This is a genomic window from Roseimicrobium sp. ORNL1 (assembly GCF_011044495.1).
In the GTDB taxonomy this organism is placed as follows: Bacteria; Verrucomicrobiota; Verrucomicrobiia; order Verrucomicrobiales; family Verrucomicrobiaceae; genus Roseimicrobium.
This window is the reverse complement of the sequence record NZ_CP049143.1, coordinates 1,706,904-1,724,552: the sequence shown is the minus strand read 5'-3', so window position 1 is coordinate 1,724,552 and position 17,649 is coordinate 1,706,904. Positions and strand designations below refer to the sequence as shown.

Sequence of the window (17,649 nt, the reverse complement as noted above, 5' to 3'; positions counted from 1 at the left end):
ATGTTCAGCGTTGAGGAAGGTGCGGTGCGACAGGAAGCAGGTGAGGACTACTTCTTGCCGAGCACTTCCAAGGTGAGGGAGGGGTCGAGGTAGGACTCCGTCTTGGCAGGCTCCTTGTAGACCTCGTATTTCACGTTGAAGGCATCCACCACCTTGGTGGAACCATAGACCGAGTCGAGACCTTCACCCTTCTTCCAGGCCTTCAGCGCGGCCTCGGGCTTCAGGATCATGGTGCCACCAAGCAGGGGCTCATACTCCGCAGGAGTGACACCCACGCGACCAGCCAGAATCACCAGTGCGTCATCGAGGTTCTTCTCATCGGACATGTAGTCCACGATCTTGTACCAGACCTGCACCACCTTCTTCCACTCCTCGCGCTTGTCCTTGAGGCTGGCGGCATCGACGTAGAGCAGGTCATAGATGAGGCCGGGGGCATCCTTGGAGGTGAAGATGGCCTTCGATCCGGGAGCGACCTTCAGCGCCTGTCCTGAGTTCGGCTGCCATGCGCAAATGGCGGCGACTTCACCGGAGGCGAGCACCTGGGGCGTGTTGTTCGTGGGGGTGTTCTTGAGCGTCACGTCCTTCTCCGTCATGCCATTCAGCTCAAGACCCTTCAGAAGGAGCAGGTGATCCACAAAGCCCACTTCCACCCCGATGGTCTGGCCCTTGAGCGCCTTCACGGAGTCGATGCCCTTCTTGGCAATCACCATGTCATTCCCATTGGAGAAGTCATTGATGATGATCCCGACGGAGGGCTTTCCCGTGGCGCCTGTCACCAGGGCATCTCCATTGGTCATCGTGACGGCATCGAGCTGGCCGGCAGCATAGGCTTCCATGGACTTCACGTAGTCCATCCACACGAACTCCACATCCACGCCAGCTTCCTTGAACCAGCCCTTCTTCACGCCAATCTCCCAGGCGACCCAGCCGGGCCAGTCACTGTAGCCAATCTTGAGCGGAGCAGCGGCGAGCGGTGCGGTGGGAGCAAACAAGGCGGCGCTTGCGAGCGCGGCCACAGCGAGGGTCTTGGTCTTGGACAAGATGAATTTCAGCATGTGTATCTCCTTGGGTCGGTGGTGAAGGCCATCCAAGTCAGCACCGGGCATGCCAAAATCCAGCTTCGGGCCAAAGATCGTAATATTTCTTGAGGCAGTTCGTATGACGCACGCGAGCCCTCGCATGAGACTTACACGCCAGGTGTATATACACCTGATGGGCTGCCCAGTCCACGATAGATTTGGAGAGAAGCCCAGCAGCCACAGGAACTGGCCATGCCTATGGAGCTGCGTCCATACGCGTTTAATCCTCTCAGGTTCTGTCCTTTAGTCTCGAACTCTACTACTCATGACCCAAGCATGCCTGGGTCAGCCGAGACTGACACAGAGACAGACACACACACACCTTTAGGGGTGTGTGTGTCTGTCTGGTGGTCAGGCTGGGGCCGTGTGTGAGACTCCCACGACTGCCACGAAGAGCCGTGCGTGTCTGTCGTGGGAGCCTCGGGGGAAGGACCCAACGCAAGCCAGTACCACTGGCGTGTGGCCACCATCCTACCGGGCCGCGCTTTGAATATTACTCCTGATGAAAATCGTATGACGCGGTGGCATTCCCGATGCTTGCTGCGGCATGCATGCCGGAAACTCCCCTCTCCCGTCCCGAGCCTGTACAGCGCATCTCCATCTCCCTGCCGGTCCCCCTGTACAAGCAGTTCGAGGAGATGATGGACGAGCGCGGCTTCTCGAACCGCTCCCAGGCGATCTCCGAGATGATGCAGCAGCAAATCTCGGACTACTACAGTCTGAAGGGAGACCACCTCATGGCCGGGACCATCACCCTGCTCTACGATCACAAGAAGCCCGGCCTGAAGCAGCAGCTCTCCGAGATCCAGTACACCCACATCACGGAGGTCATCAGCTCGCTGCAGGTACTGCTGGAGAACAGCCACACCATGGAGGTGCTGTTGGTGCAAGGACGGGCAAAAACCCTGCGCCGGATTGCCAGCGAGTTACTGGCCTGTAAAGGCGTGCTAAGCGGGCGCTTCAATCTCTCCCGTACCATCCTGCCTCCCATCCAGTCTGCCGAAGTGGAATCCGAGGCTGCTTGAGCCAAGTCATCATCATTCTTCAATGGAACCCATCTACGAAATCGAACTCACCGGCGCGGGCATGTGGTCCCGCGTCATCTCCCGCGGCAAGACACTCCGCCTCACCGACCTGAACGGTGGCGCCAATGTGGGTATGCTGCTCTACCACGCTCCCGAGCGCCACGAGCGGTACAACATGCCAGACACGCTGAAAGGCCAGCACATCTTCTACCTCCGCGCGCCCTACGGCATCCACTCGGACATGGGCCGCCTCTTTGCCTCTATCACGGAGGACACCTGCGGCTGGCATGACACGGTGTGTGGCACCAGCGACGCGGAACTGGTGGAGGAGCGCTACGGCGTGCACAACTTCCAGGAGGCGCGGAATGAATTCTACCGGAACGGCCGCGAATGCTTCCTCATCGAGCTGGCCAAGTGGGGGCTCGGGGAACGCGACCTGGTGCCGAACATCAACTTCTTCAGCAAGGTGGTGGCGGATGTGGATGGCAATCTCTCCTACGTGGAGGGCCACTCGAAGGCGGGCGACCATGTGGACCTGCGTTTCGAAATGGACACGCTCGTGGTACTGCATACGTGCCAGCACCCACTTCACCCCTCCCAGACCTACGGGCCACGCCCGGTGAAGCTCAGTGTTTTCCCCAATGCCGCGCCCACGATGGAGGACGCCACCATGACGGTGCGCCCGGAAAACGCGCGTGCCTACCGCAACACCCTCGACTACTACCTGCTCTCCCGCTAAGGCCATGGCTGCTGCACCATCCCCCTCCCTGCTCAAAGAATCCCCCCTCGACCCCTCCTGCGCGGCCTATGACCACACCGTGCTGGCCGGCGACCACTGGCTGCATCCCGTCAAAAAGGGGCAAATCCTGCGCATCGTCGACCTGGAGGGAAATCAGGCGGCGGACACCCTCTTCTACAACCTCCACGAACCACTGGACCGCTACAGCGCCAGTGATACCATCCGCCGACAGCACAATCTTTATTTATCCACCGGCACCACTCTCTACTCGACACGCGGCCATGCCCTGCTGACCATCGTCGCCGATACCTGCGGGAGGCACGACACCCTCGGTGGTGCCTGCTCCCGGGAAAGCAACACCATGCGCTACTCCTTCGATGTCGAACCCATGCACGCCTGCCGCGATAGTTTCATCTGCGGCATCCAGCACTGGGGTCACGGCATGAACAAGCGCGACATCACCTGTAACATCAATTTCTTCATGAATGTACCCGTGACTCCCGACGGCGGTCTTTCCTTCGCCGACGGCATTTCAGGCCCCAATCGCTACGTGGAACTGCGCGCCGAGATGGACGTGATGTGTCTCATCTCAAACTGCCCGCAGCTTAACAATCCCTGCAACGCGTACAACCCGACGCCGGTCAAGGTGCTCATCTGGGACTGATTTATGTTTAGCAAAGTCCTGGTCGCCAATCGTGGCGAGATCGCCTGCCGCATCATGTGGACGCTCAAGAAGATGGGCGTGAAATCCGTGGCCGTGTACTCGGAAGCGGACCGTGATGCCCCGCATGTGGCCATGGCGGATGAAGCCTACCTGTTGGGGGGAGCACAAGTTTCCGCGAGCTATTTGAACCAGCCGAGAATTCTGGAGATCATCGCGAAGAGCGGTGCTGAGGCAGTGCATCCCGGCTACGGTCTGCTGAGCGAGAATGCATCCTTTGCCGAGGCCTGTGAGAAGGCAGGCGTGGTCTTCATCGGGCCGACGCCCGCGCAGATGCGTGCCTTTGGCATGAAGCACATGGCGAGGGAGCACGCGATCGCCTGCAAGGTGCCCTTGGTACCGGGAACCAACCTGCTCTCCAACGCCGCAGAAGCCCTGGATGAAGCCGAACTCATCGGCTACCCCGTGATGCTCAAGAGCACGGCGGGTGGTGGTGGCATCGGCATGCGCCGCTGTGATGACCCGGATGCTCTGCGCAATGCCTTCGAATCCGTCGTGCGACAGGGCAAGGCCAGCTTCGGTGATGGTGGAGTGTTTCTGGAAAAGTTCGTCGTCAACGCGCGGCACATCGAGGTGCAGATCTTTGGCGATGGATTCGGCGGCGTGATTGCTCTCGGCGAGCGCGACTGCTCCACGCAACGGCGCAACCAGAAGGTCATCGAGGAAACTCCGGCTCCAGGACTCGATGAGGAGAAGCGCCGCAATCTCTGGGAGGCTGCCGTGCGCCTCGCGAAGTCCGTGAGCTACCGCTCTGCGGGCACCGTCGAGTTTGTGTACGATGCGGACACAGGAAAGTTTTTCTTCCTGGAAGTGAACACCCGCCTGCAGGTGGAGCACACCGTCACGGAAGAGGTGACCGGATTCGACCTCGTGGAGTGGATGATCCGCCTGGCGGCAGGTCACGAGATGAATGTGGAGAACATCTACATCACGCGTTTTGGCTGCTCCATGCAGGCCCGTGTGTATGCGGAGGATCCCAACAAGGATTTCCAGCCCTCCTGCGGCGTGCTCACCCACGTGAGCCTGCCCAAGGAAGTGCGCTACGATGGATGGGTGAGCGCCGGCACGGAGGTGACACCGCACTACGATCCTCTCCTGGTGAAGATCATCGTTCACGGTGAGACCCGCGAGGAAACCCGCGCCAAGCTCATCTCCGCACTGGAGTCCACGCGACTGGGTGGCATCGAGACGAATGTCGCCTACCTCAAGCAGATCGCTCAAAGCGATCTCTTCAAGGATGGCCGCATGACTACGCGCGCGCTCGGCGACTTTGAGTACAAGCCCCGCACGATTGATGTGATGGCCCCAGGCACCATGACCACGGTGCAGGACTATCCCGGGCGGCAGGGCTACTGGGAAGTGGGCGTGCCTCCCTCAGGGGCCATGGATCCGCTCTCGCTCCGGCTGGCAAACAGACTGCTGAAAAATGGCCAGCAGGCCGCGGGCCTGGAGATCACCGTGGGCGGACCCACGCTGCGGTTCAACATGGATACACGCATCGCGCTCGCAGGCGCCACGATGTCTGCGGAACTCGATGGCGTGCCCGTGGACTTCTGGCGCCCCATCGCCATCAAGGCAGGGCAGACGTTGAAGATTGGCTCGGCCTCGGGTGCAGGCTGCCGCGCTTACCTCGCCGTACAGGGTGGCATCGATGTCCCGCTGTATCTTGGCAGCAGATCCACCTTCACCCTTGGCAACGTGGGCGGACATGCCGGTCGCGCCTTGCGCTTGGGAGATGTGCTCTCCATCAAGGAGAATGGCTCTGCCCATCTTTTGGAAGAAGAAGAGGAAGAGATCATCGCCGAAAGGGCGAAGGGACTCGCGAATGCCTTCGCCCTTGTGTCAGGCCACGTCTCCGCCTCGGGCGCAGGTCGGCTCTGGAATCTCGGTGTTCTCTATGGTCCGCACGGCGCACCAGAGTTTTTCCTGCCGGAAGACATGGACACCTTCTTCGCCACGGAGTGGGAGGTGCACTACAACTCCGCGCGCACAGGCGTGCGACTCATCGGCCCCAAGCCCAAGTGGGCGCGTCCTGATGGCGGCGAAGCCGGTCTGCATCCCTCCAACATTCACGACAACGCCTATGCGGTGGGCTCCGTGGATTTCACGGGTGACATGCCCATTCTCCTGGGCCCGGACGGCCCGAGCCTGGGCGGCTTTGTCTGTCCCGCCGTGGTCGTGCAGGCAGAACTCTGGAAGCTGGGCCAGCTAAAGCCCGGGGACAAGGTGTGCTTCTGCAAGCTGGAGGAAGACGAAGCCCGCATCCTGCAGGAACAGCAGGAGACCCTCATTGCCACGCTCAAGCTTGAGTCCCCCGTGGAACCCGGGCGCACTGAGCCCGGAGAAGTGCCCCACACCAGCGCGGTGCTGCGCACCATCCCTGCCGACGGTGAGCGTCCGGAGATTGTGTACCGTCCCTCCGGGGACCGTTGTCTCCTGGTGGAGTTCGGACCTTTGGTGCTCGACATCCAGCTCCGCTTCTGGGCGCATGCGATCTACCTCGCACTCGTGCGCAGGGATCATCCGGACATCATCGATCTCACGCCCGGCATCCGCTCGCTGCAGATCCATTTCGACAACCAGGATCTCAGCCTGAATGGGGTGATCGATCTGGTCGAGGAAGTGCGGCAAAACCTGCCCAGCATGGATCAGATGGAGGTGCCCTCGCGCATCGTACACCTGCCGCTCTCGTGGGATGACCCGGCCACGAAGGAAGCGATTCAGAAATACACGCAATCTGTGCGACCGGATGCTCCGTGGTGCCCGAGCAACATCGAATTCATCCGCCGCATCAACGGGCTCGAATCCATCGATGACGTGCAACGCATCGTGCTGGATGCCAGCTATCTCGTGCTGGGCCTTGGCGACGTGTATCTCGGCGCACCTGTAGCGACTCCACTGGATCCGCGTCACCGTCTGGTCACCACGAAGTACAATCCTGCCCGTACCTGGACGCCGGAGAATGCCGTGGGTATCGGCGGTGCCTACCTGTGCATCTACGGCATGGAAGGCCCCGGCGGTTATCAGTTCGTAGGACGCACCATCCAGATGTGGAACCGCTTCCGCTCCACCGCGTCATTCGAGCAGGGCAGACCATGGCTCCTGCGCTTCTTTGACCAGGTGCGGTTCTACCTCGTGAGCCCGGAGGAACTGCTGGAACTCCGTCGCGACTTCCCCTACGGCCGCTTCACGCCACGTGTTGAAGACACCACCTTCAAGCTTTCCGATTACCATGAGTTCCTGAGCCGCGAGGATGCCGGTATTCGTGAGTTCAAGGAAAAGCAGCAGCGCGCCTTCGACGAAGAGCGCCAGCGCTGGGCCGCCGCAGGCCTGAATGTCGCCAGCGCCTCCGAGACAGGAGCGATTGAAGAGACCGCAGACTTCGTGCTCGAAGATGGCCATGAGGCCATCCAGAGCCCGGTGAATGGCAGCCTGTGGAAGCTCCTCGTAGCCGAGGGTGACCGCGTGGAGAGTGGGCAGACCGTGGCCCTGGTGGAAGCGATGAAAATGGAGATCCACGTCCACACACCGGTGGCGGGATTGGTATCTTCCGTGCTGGTACGTGAGAGCCAGTCCGTCTCTCCTGGCCAAACACTTCTCGCCATCGCTCCATGACTTCCTCTCCGGCTCCGGACCTGTCCATCGCCACCCTGCTCTCTGCCTACCGTTCTAAAACCACCACTCCTCGCGAGGTCGTGCGCGCTGCGTTTGACCTCGCGGAGAAATCCGACTCCGCCATCTGGATTGCACGTCCGGAGTGGAGCGTGGTGGATGGACTGCTCACGGCGCTGGAGAAAAAGGACCCGACGTCATTGCCACTCTATGGCATCCCCTTTGCCATCAAGGACAACATCGACTGGGATGCCCTGCCCACCACGTCCGCCTGCCCTGCGTATAGCTACCAGCCGGCGAAATCCGCCTTCGTGGTGGAGAAGCTGATCGCTGCGGGAGCCATTCCTCTTGGCAAGACGAACCTCGACCAGTTCGCTACGGGTCTTGTGGGTGTGCGTTCGCCGTATGGTGTGCCGCAGAATGCGTTTGATGCGGAATACATCCCCGGCGGCTCCAGCTCTGGCTCTGCCGTGTCCGTGGCGCTTGGGTTGGCGAGCTTTAGCCTCGGCACAGATACCGCAGGCTCAGGCCGCGTGCCGGCTTCGTTTAACAATCTCGTGGGATGGAAGCCCACGCGCGGCCTGCTCAGTTCCTCGGGGCTGGTGCCCGCCTGCCGCACGTTGGATTGCATCTCTGTCTTCGCCTTGTCCGTGGCAGATGCCTCTGCCGTGGCTGACGTCGTTTCCGAGTTTGATAAGGCGGATGCCTATGCACGCCCCTATGTCGCTTCGCAGCGGCCTTGGGATCCTGCGTCCGTCGTCATCGGTGTGCCCAAGCCGGAGCAGCGCGACTTCTTCGGTGATGCCGATGCACAGAGGCTTTACGAAGCTTCCATCGCCCGCGCGGAGTCGCTGGGCTGGCGCATTCGCGAAGTGGACCTGCAACCCTTCCTCGATGCTGCACGTCTGCTCTATGAAGGCCCCTGGGTCGCGGAACGGTATTCGGTGATTCCTGAGTTGATCGAAAAGACTCCGGAAGCACTCTATCCCGTCACGCGACAGATCATTGAAGGTGGTGCCAAGCCCAATGCGGTGGCTGCCTTTACCTCGCAATATCGTCTCGCCGAACTCAAGCGCGCCTCGGAAGCCGTGTGGTCTGAGGTGGATGCCATCCTCACGCCAACCGCAGGTACGATTTACAAAGTCGCCGAGGTTCTCGCCGAGCCCATCAAGCTCAACTCCAACCTGGGCAAGTACACGAACTACATGAACCTGCTGGACCTCTGCGCCTGGGCGGTGCCAGCGGGTTTCCTTGGGAATGGGTTGCCTTGGGGCATCACGCTCTTCTCGCCTGCCTTTGAGGACAAGCGACTGGCCGTACTCGCGGCAGCCATGCATGCGAAGAGCGAGCTTCCTGTGGGGAAGACCGCTATCAACAGCAGTGCTTTGCCTGCCATGCCATCTCCTACAGCGTCCGCAGCAAAGCCCTGGATGAAGATCGCGGTATGCGGTGCGCACATGGAAGGCCTGCCGCTCAATCACCAACTCATCTCACGCGGCGGGCGCCTTGTGCGCAAGGGCAGCACCACCCCGGACTACCGCCTCTATCGCGTGCCCGGCACTGGAAGCATCCCTGACCGTCCTGGTCTCGTCCGAGTGACGGAAGGCGGCACCTCCATCGCACTCGAAGTCTGGGAACTGCCCGAAGACACCGTCGGCTCGTTTGTAAATGCCGTGCCTCCACCCCTCGGCTTCGGCAAAGTGCAACTCGAAGACGGCACCAAAGTCTTCGGCTTCCTCTGCGAATCCATCGCCCTGCAACCCGAAGAAGAAATCACCTCCTTCGGCGGCTGGCGTGACTGGATGAAGAGTCGGAGTAGTTAGTTTCTACTTATCGGGAGAAATGAGGCTTTGCCAAAGTGGCTCACGCTACCCTCAGCGTGATTCAAAAACCAAGCGCGAAGCGCCTAATCTTGAGTCGGCCTGCCCCCCCCCTGGTGCCGCACCTCCCATTCACTCCTGCTCAAGGCACATGGCAATCTCAGGGATACTGATACGATTCACGCTGAGGGCAGCGTGAGCCACTTTGGCAAAGCCTCGTTTCTCGCTCAAAGGGCCCAACCCACTCCCACCTGTCTTTGGTACGCGGCCACCCTCAGTCTCCGAAGTTCCTCTGCGTCTCTGTGTCTCTGCGTTGAATCCAATGCAGCCCGCCACACCCATCACCCGCAGCTGTATCCTCCTCAAAACCTCCCCAACGTCGGCAGCGCCCTCCCCATCGCCTCATACATCATCTCCCGCAGCCTCTTCATCGTCCTCCTCGCTGCCACCGCATCACGGCACACCGCTTTGATGGTCCACCCACCGCCCACCGCAAGCGGCCCACAACCGATGTAAACATCCTCAGACGTGAGCGCATCCGCCTCCGCCTGCGGGAATGTCGCCAACCCAAACACAAAGCACCCGAGATAGTGGGCTGTCTCAGACACCAGCAGCAGCGAATTCAGCGAGTCCCCTACCCTGCTCAAGGTGTACCGCTCTCTTGCCGCCAGCGCTCCACCCGACCACACATCGGTATCCCACTGCAGCTCATCAAACTCAAAGACTTCACCACTGGTCACGCGCCCAGGCGCCAGCCACTCAAAGAACATCAGCGACGCACCTGCGGCCACATGGATGTCATTCTTCTGATGATACCGCGCCCCTGCATGCGGGATGAACGGCTCGGGGAAATACTCCAGCATGCCACCCTCGGCCACGCGCAGCGTCTGCGTCACATGTGCCACGTCCCCTTTGCGTGAGCGAAACACGCGACTGGATGCCGGCGTCGTGAGCACCAGCCTCGCCTGCTCCTCCACCGTCGCCTCCAGAGCGATGTGGTCATCATCGAAGATGCCCGCCGTCGGATTCACCAGATTCACCACCAGAGCACCCTCATCGAAGTGCGGCTTGCTGAGGTGCATCGGTGCGCGAAAAGACTGCTCCCGCAGATAGCTGACACCGTCCTCCCTGAGGGAACAGACAAGCTTGAGATGACCAATCATGACTTGCGACAGGTCACACGAAGAGATACTCGCGCTTCAACCAACCAATCAAGTCATCCTTCCCCTTTTCCGACTTCAAGTCGGCAAAGATGAAGGGACGTTCCCCACGCATAATCTTGGCATCGCGAGCCATCACATCAAGGTCGGCACCCACATAAGGAGCGAGTTCCGTCTTGTTGATAAGCAGCAAGTCACTGGTGCGGATGGCCGGGCCACCCTTGCGCGGAATCTTGTCACCTTCCGCGACATCAATCACATAGATGTACGCATCCACCAGTTCAGGTGAGAAAGTGGCGGAGAGATTGTCACCACCACTCTCAATCAGGATGAGCTTCAGGTCCGCATGGCGCTTCTCCAGTTCCACCACGGCGGCCATGTTCATGCTGGTGTCATCACGAATCGCCGTGTGTGGGCATCCACCTGTCTCCACACCCATGACGCGGTCTGCGGGTAGCACATTCTGCCGCATCAGGAACTCAGCATCCTCACGCGTATAAATGTCATTGGTGATCACCGCCATGGAGTACTCGTCCTTCAGCCACTGGGAAAGGCGAAGCACACACATGGTCTTGCCGGAGCCCACCGGACCTCCGACTCCGATGCGGATGGGGCGGGTGCTATCAATAGAAGCGTTCGTGGTCATACGATACAGAAACTAGGAAATGAAGAGACGCTCGTGCGCCCGAGAATGGCGCATCGAAGCGATTTCGAGAAGCGGATTAAACCAACCGATACGGCGCTCAGGCGTCAGTTCGACGGCAGCCTCCAGCTTGGGGGCCAGCGCGGTGATGGCGCCACGCACCATCAACTGGCAACGCTCCTGTCCCATGCGCACCAGCTTCATGGCGGACGTGGCATATCCGCTGATGGTCTGCTGGGCATACGCACAGGCTGCTGCTGCCACAGGCAGGGACTTCAGTTCAATGGCACACACAATGAGATGATGACACGGCGCATCCGTGGAAGCGTACTCTGCCGCGAGAGTGGAATCCTCCAGCTTGCGCGTCAGCGTCAATCGACGTGAGCCAATCTGCCGGCTCGCCTGCCGCAGCTCTGCCGCGAGCTTCCACGCATCCAGTTCATCATCGAGGCGGCGCAGCTCGGCAATGTCATGAGCAGTCGCCGCTGCATGCGCCTGAGCGAGGAAGGGCAGCTCGAATGCGCACAGACTGGGAACCACCTGCTGATGCAGAAACTTCTCCACATCATCCGGTTTCGGCACCAACCCGCGCTGCACCAGTTCCTCCAGTCCCATCGAGTGCGCATAGGACCCGGAGGGAAACTGGGAATCATTGACCTGCAACAGCCAGGGAAGCCACTCAGGAAGCATGGGGCATCACACGCAAGGGGTTGAACACAACAGTCGCTTCTTCAAACGCCCAGCCTTCCCGCTCCAGGAGCTGCTTGATGGCCAGGTCATGAGTGATGCGCACCCACTCGGCGGTGATCTGCACCGGGAAGTGCAGGTTACCCACCTTCCAGCCCACCAGCGCGGCAAACTCAGGGGACGTCATCTTGATCTGATACACCAGCTCCGGAATCTGCCGGATGACGTAATCCACCGTCTCCGTCTGGAAGATGACGCAGCCATCCTTCAGGCGTTCCTGCAGGTCGAAGCCAAACTCCTGGCCATCGCTCGCCACGCCGCGCCAGCGACGCTTGAGAAACATGGCCCGCTCCGCGTTCAAGACTATCTGGGAATCCTCTGGCCGCGCGGAGGTGGGAGCGGCCATGCGGTGAACGAGATGCATTGCTAGAAGAGGAAGTATCGCTGGGCCATGGGCAGCACTTCAGCAGGGCCACAACGCAGCTCACGGCCATCCGCTTTCACGGTATAAGTCTCAGGATCGACCTCGATCTTGGGCAGAGCATTGTTCCACAGCAGGTCCTTCTTGCTGACCTTGCGGCAATTTTTCACAGCGCTGAGCATCTTGCCCAGGCCGAGTTCTTTTACCACGCCCTGCTCCAGCGAGATAGCACTCACGAAGGTAAGCGAGGTCTTGAGCTTGGCACGCCCATGCGCCGCGAACTGCGGGCGGTAATACGTGGGCTGCGGCGTGGGAATGCTCGCATTCGGATCGCCCATGTTCGCCATGGCAATCATGCCCCCCTTGAGTATCACCTCCGGCTTTACGCCGAAGAACGCGGGCTTCCACACCACGAGGTCCGCCAGCTTGCCCACTTCGATGGATCCCACCTCGTGAGAGATGCCGTGGGTGATGGCGGGATTGATGGTGTACTTCGCCACGTAGCGCAGCGCACGGAAGTTGTCCGCGAGCGGATGGCTGGAGTCCTCCAGCTTGCCAAACTGCACCTTCATCTTGTGCGCCGTCTGCCACGTGCGCGTGATGACTTCCCCGATGCGCCCCATCGCCTGGCTGTCGCTCGACATCATGGAAATGGCGCCGAGGTCATGCAGCAAGTCTTCCGCCGCAATGGTCTCCGGGCGGATGCGTGACTCTGCAAAGGCCACGTCTTCCGGGATGCGGGAGTCGAGGTGGTGGCACACCATGAGCATGTCCAGGTGCTCATCAATGGTATTCACCGTGAAGGGCCGCGTGGGATTCGTGGAAGAAGGCAGCACATTTGCCTCGCCGCACACACGAATAATGTCCGGAGCGTGACCGCCGCCAGCACCCTCGGAGTGATACGTGTGAATGGTGCGTCCCTTGAAAGCCTTGAGCGTGCTCTCCACGAAGCCCGCTTCATTCAGCGTGTCCGTGTGAATCGCCACCTGCACGTCCAGCTCATCCGCCGCGCTCAGGCAGGTATCGATCGCCGCTGGAGTCGTGCCCCAATCCTCATGCAGTTTCAGGCCGATGGCTCCCGCCACCACCTGCTCGCGAAGCGGAGGCAGCGTGGAGCAGTTCCCCTTGCCGAGGAAGCCGAGGTTCATGGGATACTCCTCCGCCGCTTCCAGCATGCGATGAATGTTCCAGATACCCGGCGTACACGTCGTGGCATAGGTCCCGTGCGCCGGGCCGGTACCACCACCAATCATGGTGGTAATGCCACTCGCCAGCGCGTGATCGATCTGCTGGGGGCAGATGAAATGGATATGCGTATCGATGCCACCCGCCGTGATGATGCAACCTTCACCGGCGATGACTTCTGTGCCCGCGCCGATGATCATGTCGATGCCATCCTGCAGCAGAGGATTGCCCGCATGGCCGATACCGACGATGCGGCCATACTTGATGCCGATGTCCGCTTTGATGATGCCCTGCACGGCATCGATGATGAGCGCATTGGTGATGACGAGGTCCAGCGACTCGGCATCCAGCGCGAGGGGCGACTGGGCCATGCCGTCGCGGATGACCTTGCCACCGCCGAATTTCACTTCGTTGCCGTAGCCGCCCTTCTCCGCGATGAGGTCACGCTCGACCTCCACGAAGAGTTCCGTATCCGCGAGACGCACCTGGTCCCCTACGGTCGCCCCAAACATGCGGGCGTGTTGTTTGCGGGTCATCTTCATGCTGGCAACGGTCCGTTCACGAGGTTGTTGAGTCCGTACATCTCGCGCTTGCCGGCGAAGGCCACGAGCACTACTTCACGAGTGTCGCCCGGCTCAAAACGCACGGCGGTTCCCGCGGGAATGTTCAGCCGGAAACCCAGCGTCGCAGCGCGATCAAACTCAAGCGAAGTGTTCACTTCGTAGAAATGGAAGTGGCTCCCCACCTGTATGGGCCGGTCGCCGGTGTTGGACACCAGCACCGTGGTCGTGGCCAGGCCGACATTCGCCGGCAACTCCCCGCTTCCTGGAGGATGGATGATTTCGCCCGGTATCATGGATGTGCGTTGTTAGCGTACAGGGTTGTGCACCGTGACGAGCTTGGTGCCATCGGGGAAGGTCGCTTCCACCTGGATGTCGTGAATCATCTCGGCCACACCTTCCATGACTTCACTCCTCTTCACCAGAGTGGTGCCGTAGCTCATGAGTTCGGAGACACTCTTGCCGTCACGCGCACCTTCGAAAATCTCGGCGGTGATGAACGCGATCGTTTCGGGATAGTTCAGCTTCAGGCCGCGGTCACGGCGCTTGCGCGCGAGGTCCGCCGCCACAACCACAAGGAGCTTTTCCTGTTCGCGAGGAGAGAGATGCATGGTGAAATTTTCGAAGCCTCAAGCTCAAGTCCCAAACCTCAGGCCACGCGCTGGGCCACCATCACCACGCCAGCGACCGCAGCCGCAGCACCTGCATACTTGATAGCTGAGGGACTCAGCTTCGTGGAAACCATCGCCACCATGGAGCCAAGCATCATCGCGACTCCCGTGCCTGCAATCAGGCCTGCTGCAGGAGCGACCGAGGCCATCTCCATCCCATGCGCGCTGCCGTGCCAGAATCCGAGGGCGGCAATCACACCGAAACACACCGCATTCGAGGCCTTCGCATACATCACCAACATCAGCCCTGCGGCCACCACCGAGAGCGCGAGTCCCTGCTCCATCATGGGCAAGGCCATACCAACCTTCGCAATTGCCCAGCCTAGTGTCAGGCTGCCTATGAACATCGCGGAGGCCACTGCGCCGAGCTTACGCCCCATCATGTATACCAGGCATCCCACCATCACCGCAGCGAGGAGGTGATCCAACCCTGAGAACGGATGCAGCACCGCCTGCGCAAAATCTGCGGCAGGTGACTCGAACTCGTCCACCTCTTCAAAGGGATGCGGATGGCCGGGGTGCGCGTACGCGCTCGTGGCCAGAAGGAACGGGGCCAGGGGCAGGGCTTTCGGGAGCAGTCTTCTCAGGGTCATGGGAGTTTGGGAAGAAGATGAGAGAGTATTGGCCAAATTGGGATGGCATGAGCAGCAGCGCAACTGCGCTTCGCTCACACCGTGAGAAATTCTTTAATCATCTGGTCCGAGAGATCCTTCATTGCTCCAGAAGCGGCCACGGAGCCGCGCTCGAGAATGGCGAAGTTATCCCCCAGTTCCTTGCAGAAGTCGAGGTACTGCTCCACCAGAAGAATGCTCATCTCGCCCTCTTCGCGCAGCATCTTGATGGCATCGCCGATCTGGTCGATGATGTTCGGCTGGATGCCCTCGGTGGGTTCATCGAGAATGAGCAGCTTGGGCTTCGTGAGCAGGGCTCGCGCAATGGCGAGCTGCTGCTGCTGTCCACCGCTCAGCATCCCGCCCTTACGCGGCAGGAACTCTTTGATGATGGGAAAGAGCGTGTAGATACGGTCGAGCTGGCCATTGAGCTTCATGCCACGCGCCACGGTGCCGATGACCAGATTCTCCTGCACAGTGAGGTGCGGGAAGATTTCGCGTCCCTGCGGTACATAGCCAATCCCCATGCGCGCACGCTCCTCAGGCGCAAGACCATTGAGGGCCTTTCCATCCAGCGTCATGCTTCCGCTGTCCGTGCCCAGCAGTCCCACGAGCGACTTCAGCGTGGAGGTCTTCCCCACGCCGTTGCGCCCCATCAGGCAGAAGACCGACTTCGGCGGCACCTGAAACTCCACGCCACGCAGTATGCGGCTTCCGCCAATCGATGCTTGAAGGCCTTTGACCTCTAATACGTTCATGAAGGACTAGTGTTTTGATTTGCGGCCGAGATACACTTCGATGACACGCTCGTCGTTCTGCACGAAGTCGACGGCACCCTCGCAAAGCACCGTACCCTGATGCAGCACGGTCACGCGGCGGTCCTTGGCAATCTGCCGCACAAAGGTCATGTCATGCTCAATCACCACGATGGTGTGCGCACCCGCGAGTGAAAGCAGCAACTCACCTGTGCGGTGCGTCTCTTCATCCGTCATGCCAGCAGCCGGCTCATCCACGAGGAGCAGCTTCGCATTCTGGGCCAGTAGCATGCCGATCTCCAGCCACTGCTTCTGCCCGTGCGCCAGCTCACCGGCCTTCCGTTTCGCGCTATCCTTGAGCTTGATGGTATCCAGAATCTCAGCGATGCGGTCTTTTTCGGAGGGCTTAACCTTACTGAAGAGGCTGCGCCACACCCCACGAGAACCCTCCAAGCTGAGCACAAGATTCTCGTACACCGTGTGATCCGTATAGACCGTAGGCGTCTGAAATTTGCGACCGATCCCCAGACGGTAGATCTCATACTCGTTCATCGGGAGGATGTCGCGATTCTCAAACTGCATCGTCCCCGTATCGGGCTTGGTGCGACCGGTGATGAGATCCAGGAAAGTGGTCTTCCCCGCACCGTTTGGCCCGATGACCGTTCGAAGCTCCCCCTGGTCGAGATAGAACGAGAGATCCTTGATCGCACGGAATCCCTGGAAGGACTTGTTCAATCCTTCCGCAGCCAGGAGGAATGGTTTTGGTTCAGCAAGTTGCAGCGTGGCACTCATTTGACTGGAGAAGAAGCGGTGGGGTCTGCAGTGGGAGTTTCAGCAAGGGGCACCGTCGGCTCATCATCCACCAACTTTCGAGCCTGATATTTCCTCCACACGCCCATCAATTGCGCAGGCAGACCCACGATTCCCTTGGGCATGAAGAGCACTACAAAAACGAAGAGACCACCCAGGATGATGAGCCATGCATCCGGGAAAGCGTTGGTGGCCCAGCTCTTGAGTGCATTCACACTGACCGCACCGATGATGGGTCCCAGCAGTGTACCCCGACCACCGACCGCGACCCACACCACAGCATCCAGGGACTTGTCCACCTGCATCTCCGCAGGATTGATAATCTGCACCTGCGCCACGTAGAGCGCGCCACCAATGGCCGCCACAATCCCGCTCAGCACAAAGATGAAAAGCTTGTAGTGTGCCGCAGCGTAGCCTGAGAAGAGCACACGATTTTCACTGTCGCGAATAGCTCGCTGCACTAGGCCGAACTTGGTGCCATTCAGCCAGCGGCACATGGCATAGATGCCGATGAGGGCCACTCCGGTAATGATATAGAGCGCACGCTGCGTAACCTCGCTGCGGATGTCATGTCCAAGGAGGAGCTTGAAGTCCGTAAAGCCATTGTTTCCTCCCATGAGCATGTCGTTGCGGAAGAATTGAAGAGCGGCCGCATAGGTGAGAGCCTGGGTGAGGATGGAGAAGTACACCCCTTTGATGCGCGAACGAAAAGCAAGGAAACCGAATACCAGAGCTACTATCCCGGGAACGAAGACCACCATCAGCATGGCGAAGGAGAAGCTTGTAAAAGGTGCGAAGAACCACGGCCAGTCCTCATAGCCTTGCATGGAAAGAAACGTGGGCATCGTCTCGCCGCCAATCATTCGCATCAGATACATGCCCAGCATGTACCCTCCGAGACTGAAGAAAAGGGCCTGCCCCAAGCTCAGCAAGCCCATGTAGCCCCACAGCATGTCCACAGAGATGGCAAGAATGGCATAGCAGAGGTACTTGCCAATGACGCCCAGCCAGAAGTTGGACATCAAATCCAAGGAATTCAGCAGTGGCAAGACCACGACCATCAACACTCCGATGTTGCCCACGGCGGCAACCTCGATCGTGCGGCGTGTGTTCCAGAAATTGTTACCTACAAGCGAAAGGCTCATGTGGC

Annotated in this window: 17 protein-coding genes; 5 read left to right on the top strand and 12 right to left on the bottom strand. The window is 59.9% G+C overall.

Annotated elements, in window-relative coordinates:
- Nucleotides 1–47: 47 nt before the first annotated feature.
- The gene (locus G5S37_RS06930) at nucleotides 48–1,055 is read right to left on the bottom strand and encodes an ABC transporter substrate-binding protein (protein ID WP_165202110.1); all 1,008 of its coding nucleotides are present in this window, start codon (nucleotides 1,053–1,055) and stop codon (nucleotides 48–50) included.
- A gap of 575 nt (nucleotides 1,056–1,630) precedes the next feature.
- Here G5S37_RS06930 and nikR point away from each other — a divergent pair.
- The 5 genes from nikR to atzF are packed head-to-tail and all read left to right on the top strand — an operon-like array spanning nucleotide 1,631 to nucleotide 8,999.
- Nucleotides 1,631–2,104 (top strand): nickel-responsive transcriptional regulator NikR, encoded by a 474-nt coding sequence (gene nikR, locus G5S37_RS06925; RefSeq protein ID WP_165202108.1) that lies wholly within the window; start codon nucleotides 1,631–1,633, stop codon nucleotides 2,102–2,104.
- Nucleotides 2,105–2,126: 22 nt separating this feature from the next.
- The gene (locus G5S37_RS06920; protein WP_165202106.1) at nucleotides 2,127–2,843 is read left to right on the top strand and encodes an urea amidolyase associated protein UAAP1; all 717 of its coding nucleotides are present in this window, start codon (nucleotides 2,127–2,129) and stop codon (nucleotides 2,841–2,843) included.
- A gap of 4 nt (nucleotides 2,844–2,847) precedes the next feature.
- Nucleotides 2,848–3,507, top strand: a complete 660-nt coding sequence (locus G5S37_RS06915; protein ID WP_165202104.1) for an urea amidolyase associated protein UAAP2 — start codon at nucleotides 2,848–2,850, stop codon at nucleotides 3,505–3,507.
- 3 nt (nucleotides 3,508–3,510) lie between these two features.
- The gene (gene uca / locus G5S37_RS06910; protein WP_165202102.1) at nucleotides 3,511–7,179 is read left to right on the top strand and encodes an urea carboxylase; all 3,669 of its coding nucleotides are present in this window, start codon (nucleotides 3,511–3,513) and stop codon (nucleotides 7,177–7,179) included.
- Entirely contained in the window at nucleotides 7,176–8,999 is a 1,824-nt protein-coding gene (atzF, locus tag G5S37_RS06905; RefSeq protein ID WP_165202100.1) for an allophanate hydrolase, read from the top strand. Before uca ends, atzF begins: the two co-directional genes overlap by 4 nt.
- A gap of 359 nt (nucleotides 9,000–9,358) precedes the next feature.
- Here atzF and G5S37_RS06900 read toward each other — a convergent pair whose 3' ends face one another.
- The 11 genes from G5S37_RS06900 to urtC form a co-directional block, all read right to left on the bottom strand.
- Nucleotides 9,359–10,159: an urease accessory protein UreD gene (locus G5S37_RS06900; RefSeq protein WP_165202098.1), complete on the bottom strand. Its 801-nt coding sequence runs from the start codon at nucleotides 10,157–10,159 to the stop codon at nucleotides 9,359–9,361.
- 13 nt (nucleotides 10,160–10,172) lie between these two features.
- On the bottom strand, nucleotides 10,173–10,802 hold the full coding sequence (ureG, locus tag G5S37_RS06895; protein ID WP_165202096.1) for an urease accessory protein UreG: 630 nt from the start codon (nucleotides 10,800–10,802) through the stop codon (nucleotides 10,173–10,175).
- Between the two features lie 12 nt (nucleotides 10,803–10,814).
- Complete coding sequence (locus G5S37_RS06890; RefSeq protein WP_165202094.1) at nucleotides 10,815–11,489, bottom strand: urease accessory UreF family protein; 675 nt, start codon at nucleotides 11,487–11,489, stop codon at nucleotides 10,815–10,817.
- Complete coding sequence (locus G5S37_RS06885; RefSeq protein WP_165202092.1) at nucleotides 11,479–11,892, bottom strand: urease accessory protein UreE; 414 nt, start codon at nucleotides 11,890–11,892, stop codon at nucleotides 11,479–11,481. The genes G5S37_RS06890 and G5S37_RS06885 overlap by 11 nt, the downstream gene beginning before the upstream one ends.
- Nucleotides 11,893–11,912: 20 nt before the next feature.
- Nucleotides 11,913–13,634 carry an urease subunit alpha gene (gene ureC, locus G5S37_RS06880; protein WP_165202090.1) on the bottom strand — a complete coding sequence of 574 codons (1,722 nt, stop codon included), beginning with the start codon at nucleotides 13,632–13,634 and terminating at the stop codon, nucleotides 11,913–11,915.
- Nucleotides 13,631–13,948 (bottom strand): urease subunit beta, encoded by a 318-nt coding sequence (locus G5S37_RS06875; protein WP_165202088.1) that lies wholly within the window; start codon nucleotides 13,946–13,948, stop codon nucleotides 13,631–13,633. Before G5S37_RS06875 ends, ureC begins: the two co-directional genes overlap by 4 nt.
- Nucleotides 13,949–13,960: 12 nt before the next feature.
- Entirely contained in the window at nucleotides 13,961–14,263 is a 303-nt protein-coding gene (locus G5S37_RS06870; RefSeq protein WP_165202086.1) for an urease subunit gamma, read from the bottom strand.
- Between the two features lie 38 nt (nucleotides 14,264–14,301).
- Nucleotides 14,302–14,916, bottom strand: a complete 615-nt coding sequence (locus G5S37_RS06865) for a HupE/UreJ family protein (RefSeq protein WP_165202084.1) — start codon at nucleotides 14,914–14,916, stop codon at nucleotides 14,302–14,304.
- Nucleotides 14,917–14,990: 74 nt separating this feature from the next.
- Nucleotides 14,991–15,692, bottom strand: a complete 702-nt coding sequence (gene urtE, locus G5S37_RS06860; protein WP_165202082.1) for an urea ABC transporter ATP-binding subunit UrtE — start codon at nucleotides 15,690–15,692, stop codon at nucleotides 14,991–14,993.
- A 6-nt stretch (nucleotides 15,693–15,698) separates the two neighbouring features.
- Nucleotides 15,699–16,481 carry an urea ABC transporter ATP-binding protein UrtD gene (urtD, locus tag G5S37_RS06855; protein ID WP_165202080.1) on the bottom strand — a complete coding sequence of 261 codons (783 nt, stop codon included), beginning with the start codon at nucleotides 16,479–16,481 and terminating at the stop codon, nucleotides 15,699–15,701.
- Nucleotides 16,478–17,644 carry an urea ABC transporter permease subunit UrtC gene (gene urtC / locus G5S37_RS06850; protein ID WP_165202078.1) on the bottom strand — a complete coding sequence of 389 codons (1,167 nt, stop codon included), beginning with the start codon at nucleotides 17,642–17,644 and terminating at the stop codon, nucleotides 16,478–16,480. Before urtC ends, urtD begins: the two co-directional genes overlap by 4 nt.
- Between the last annotated feature and the right edge of the window lie 5 nt (nucleotides 17,645–17,649).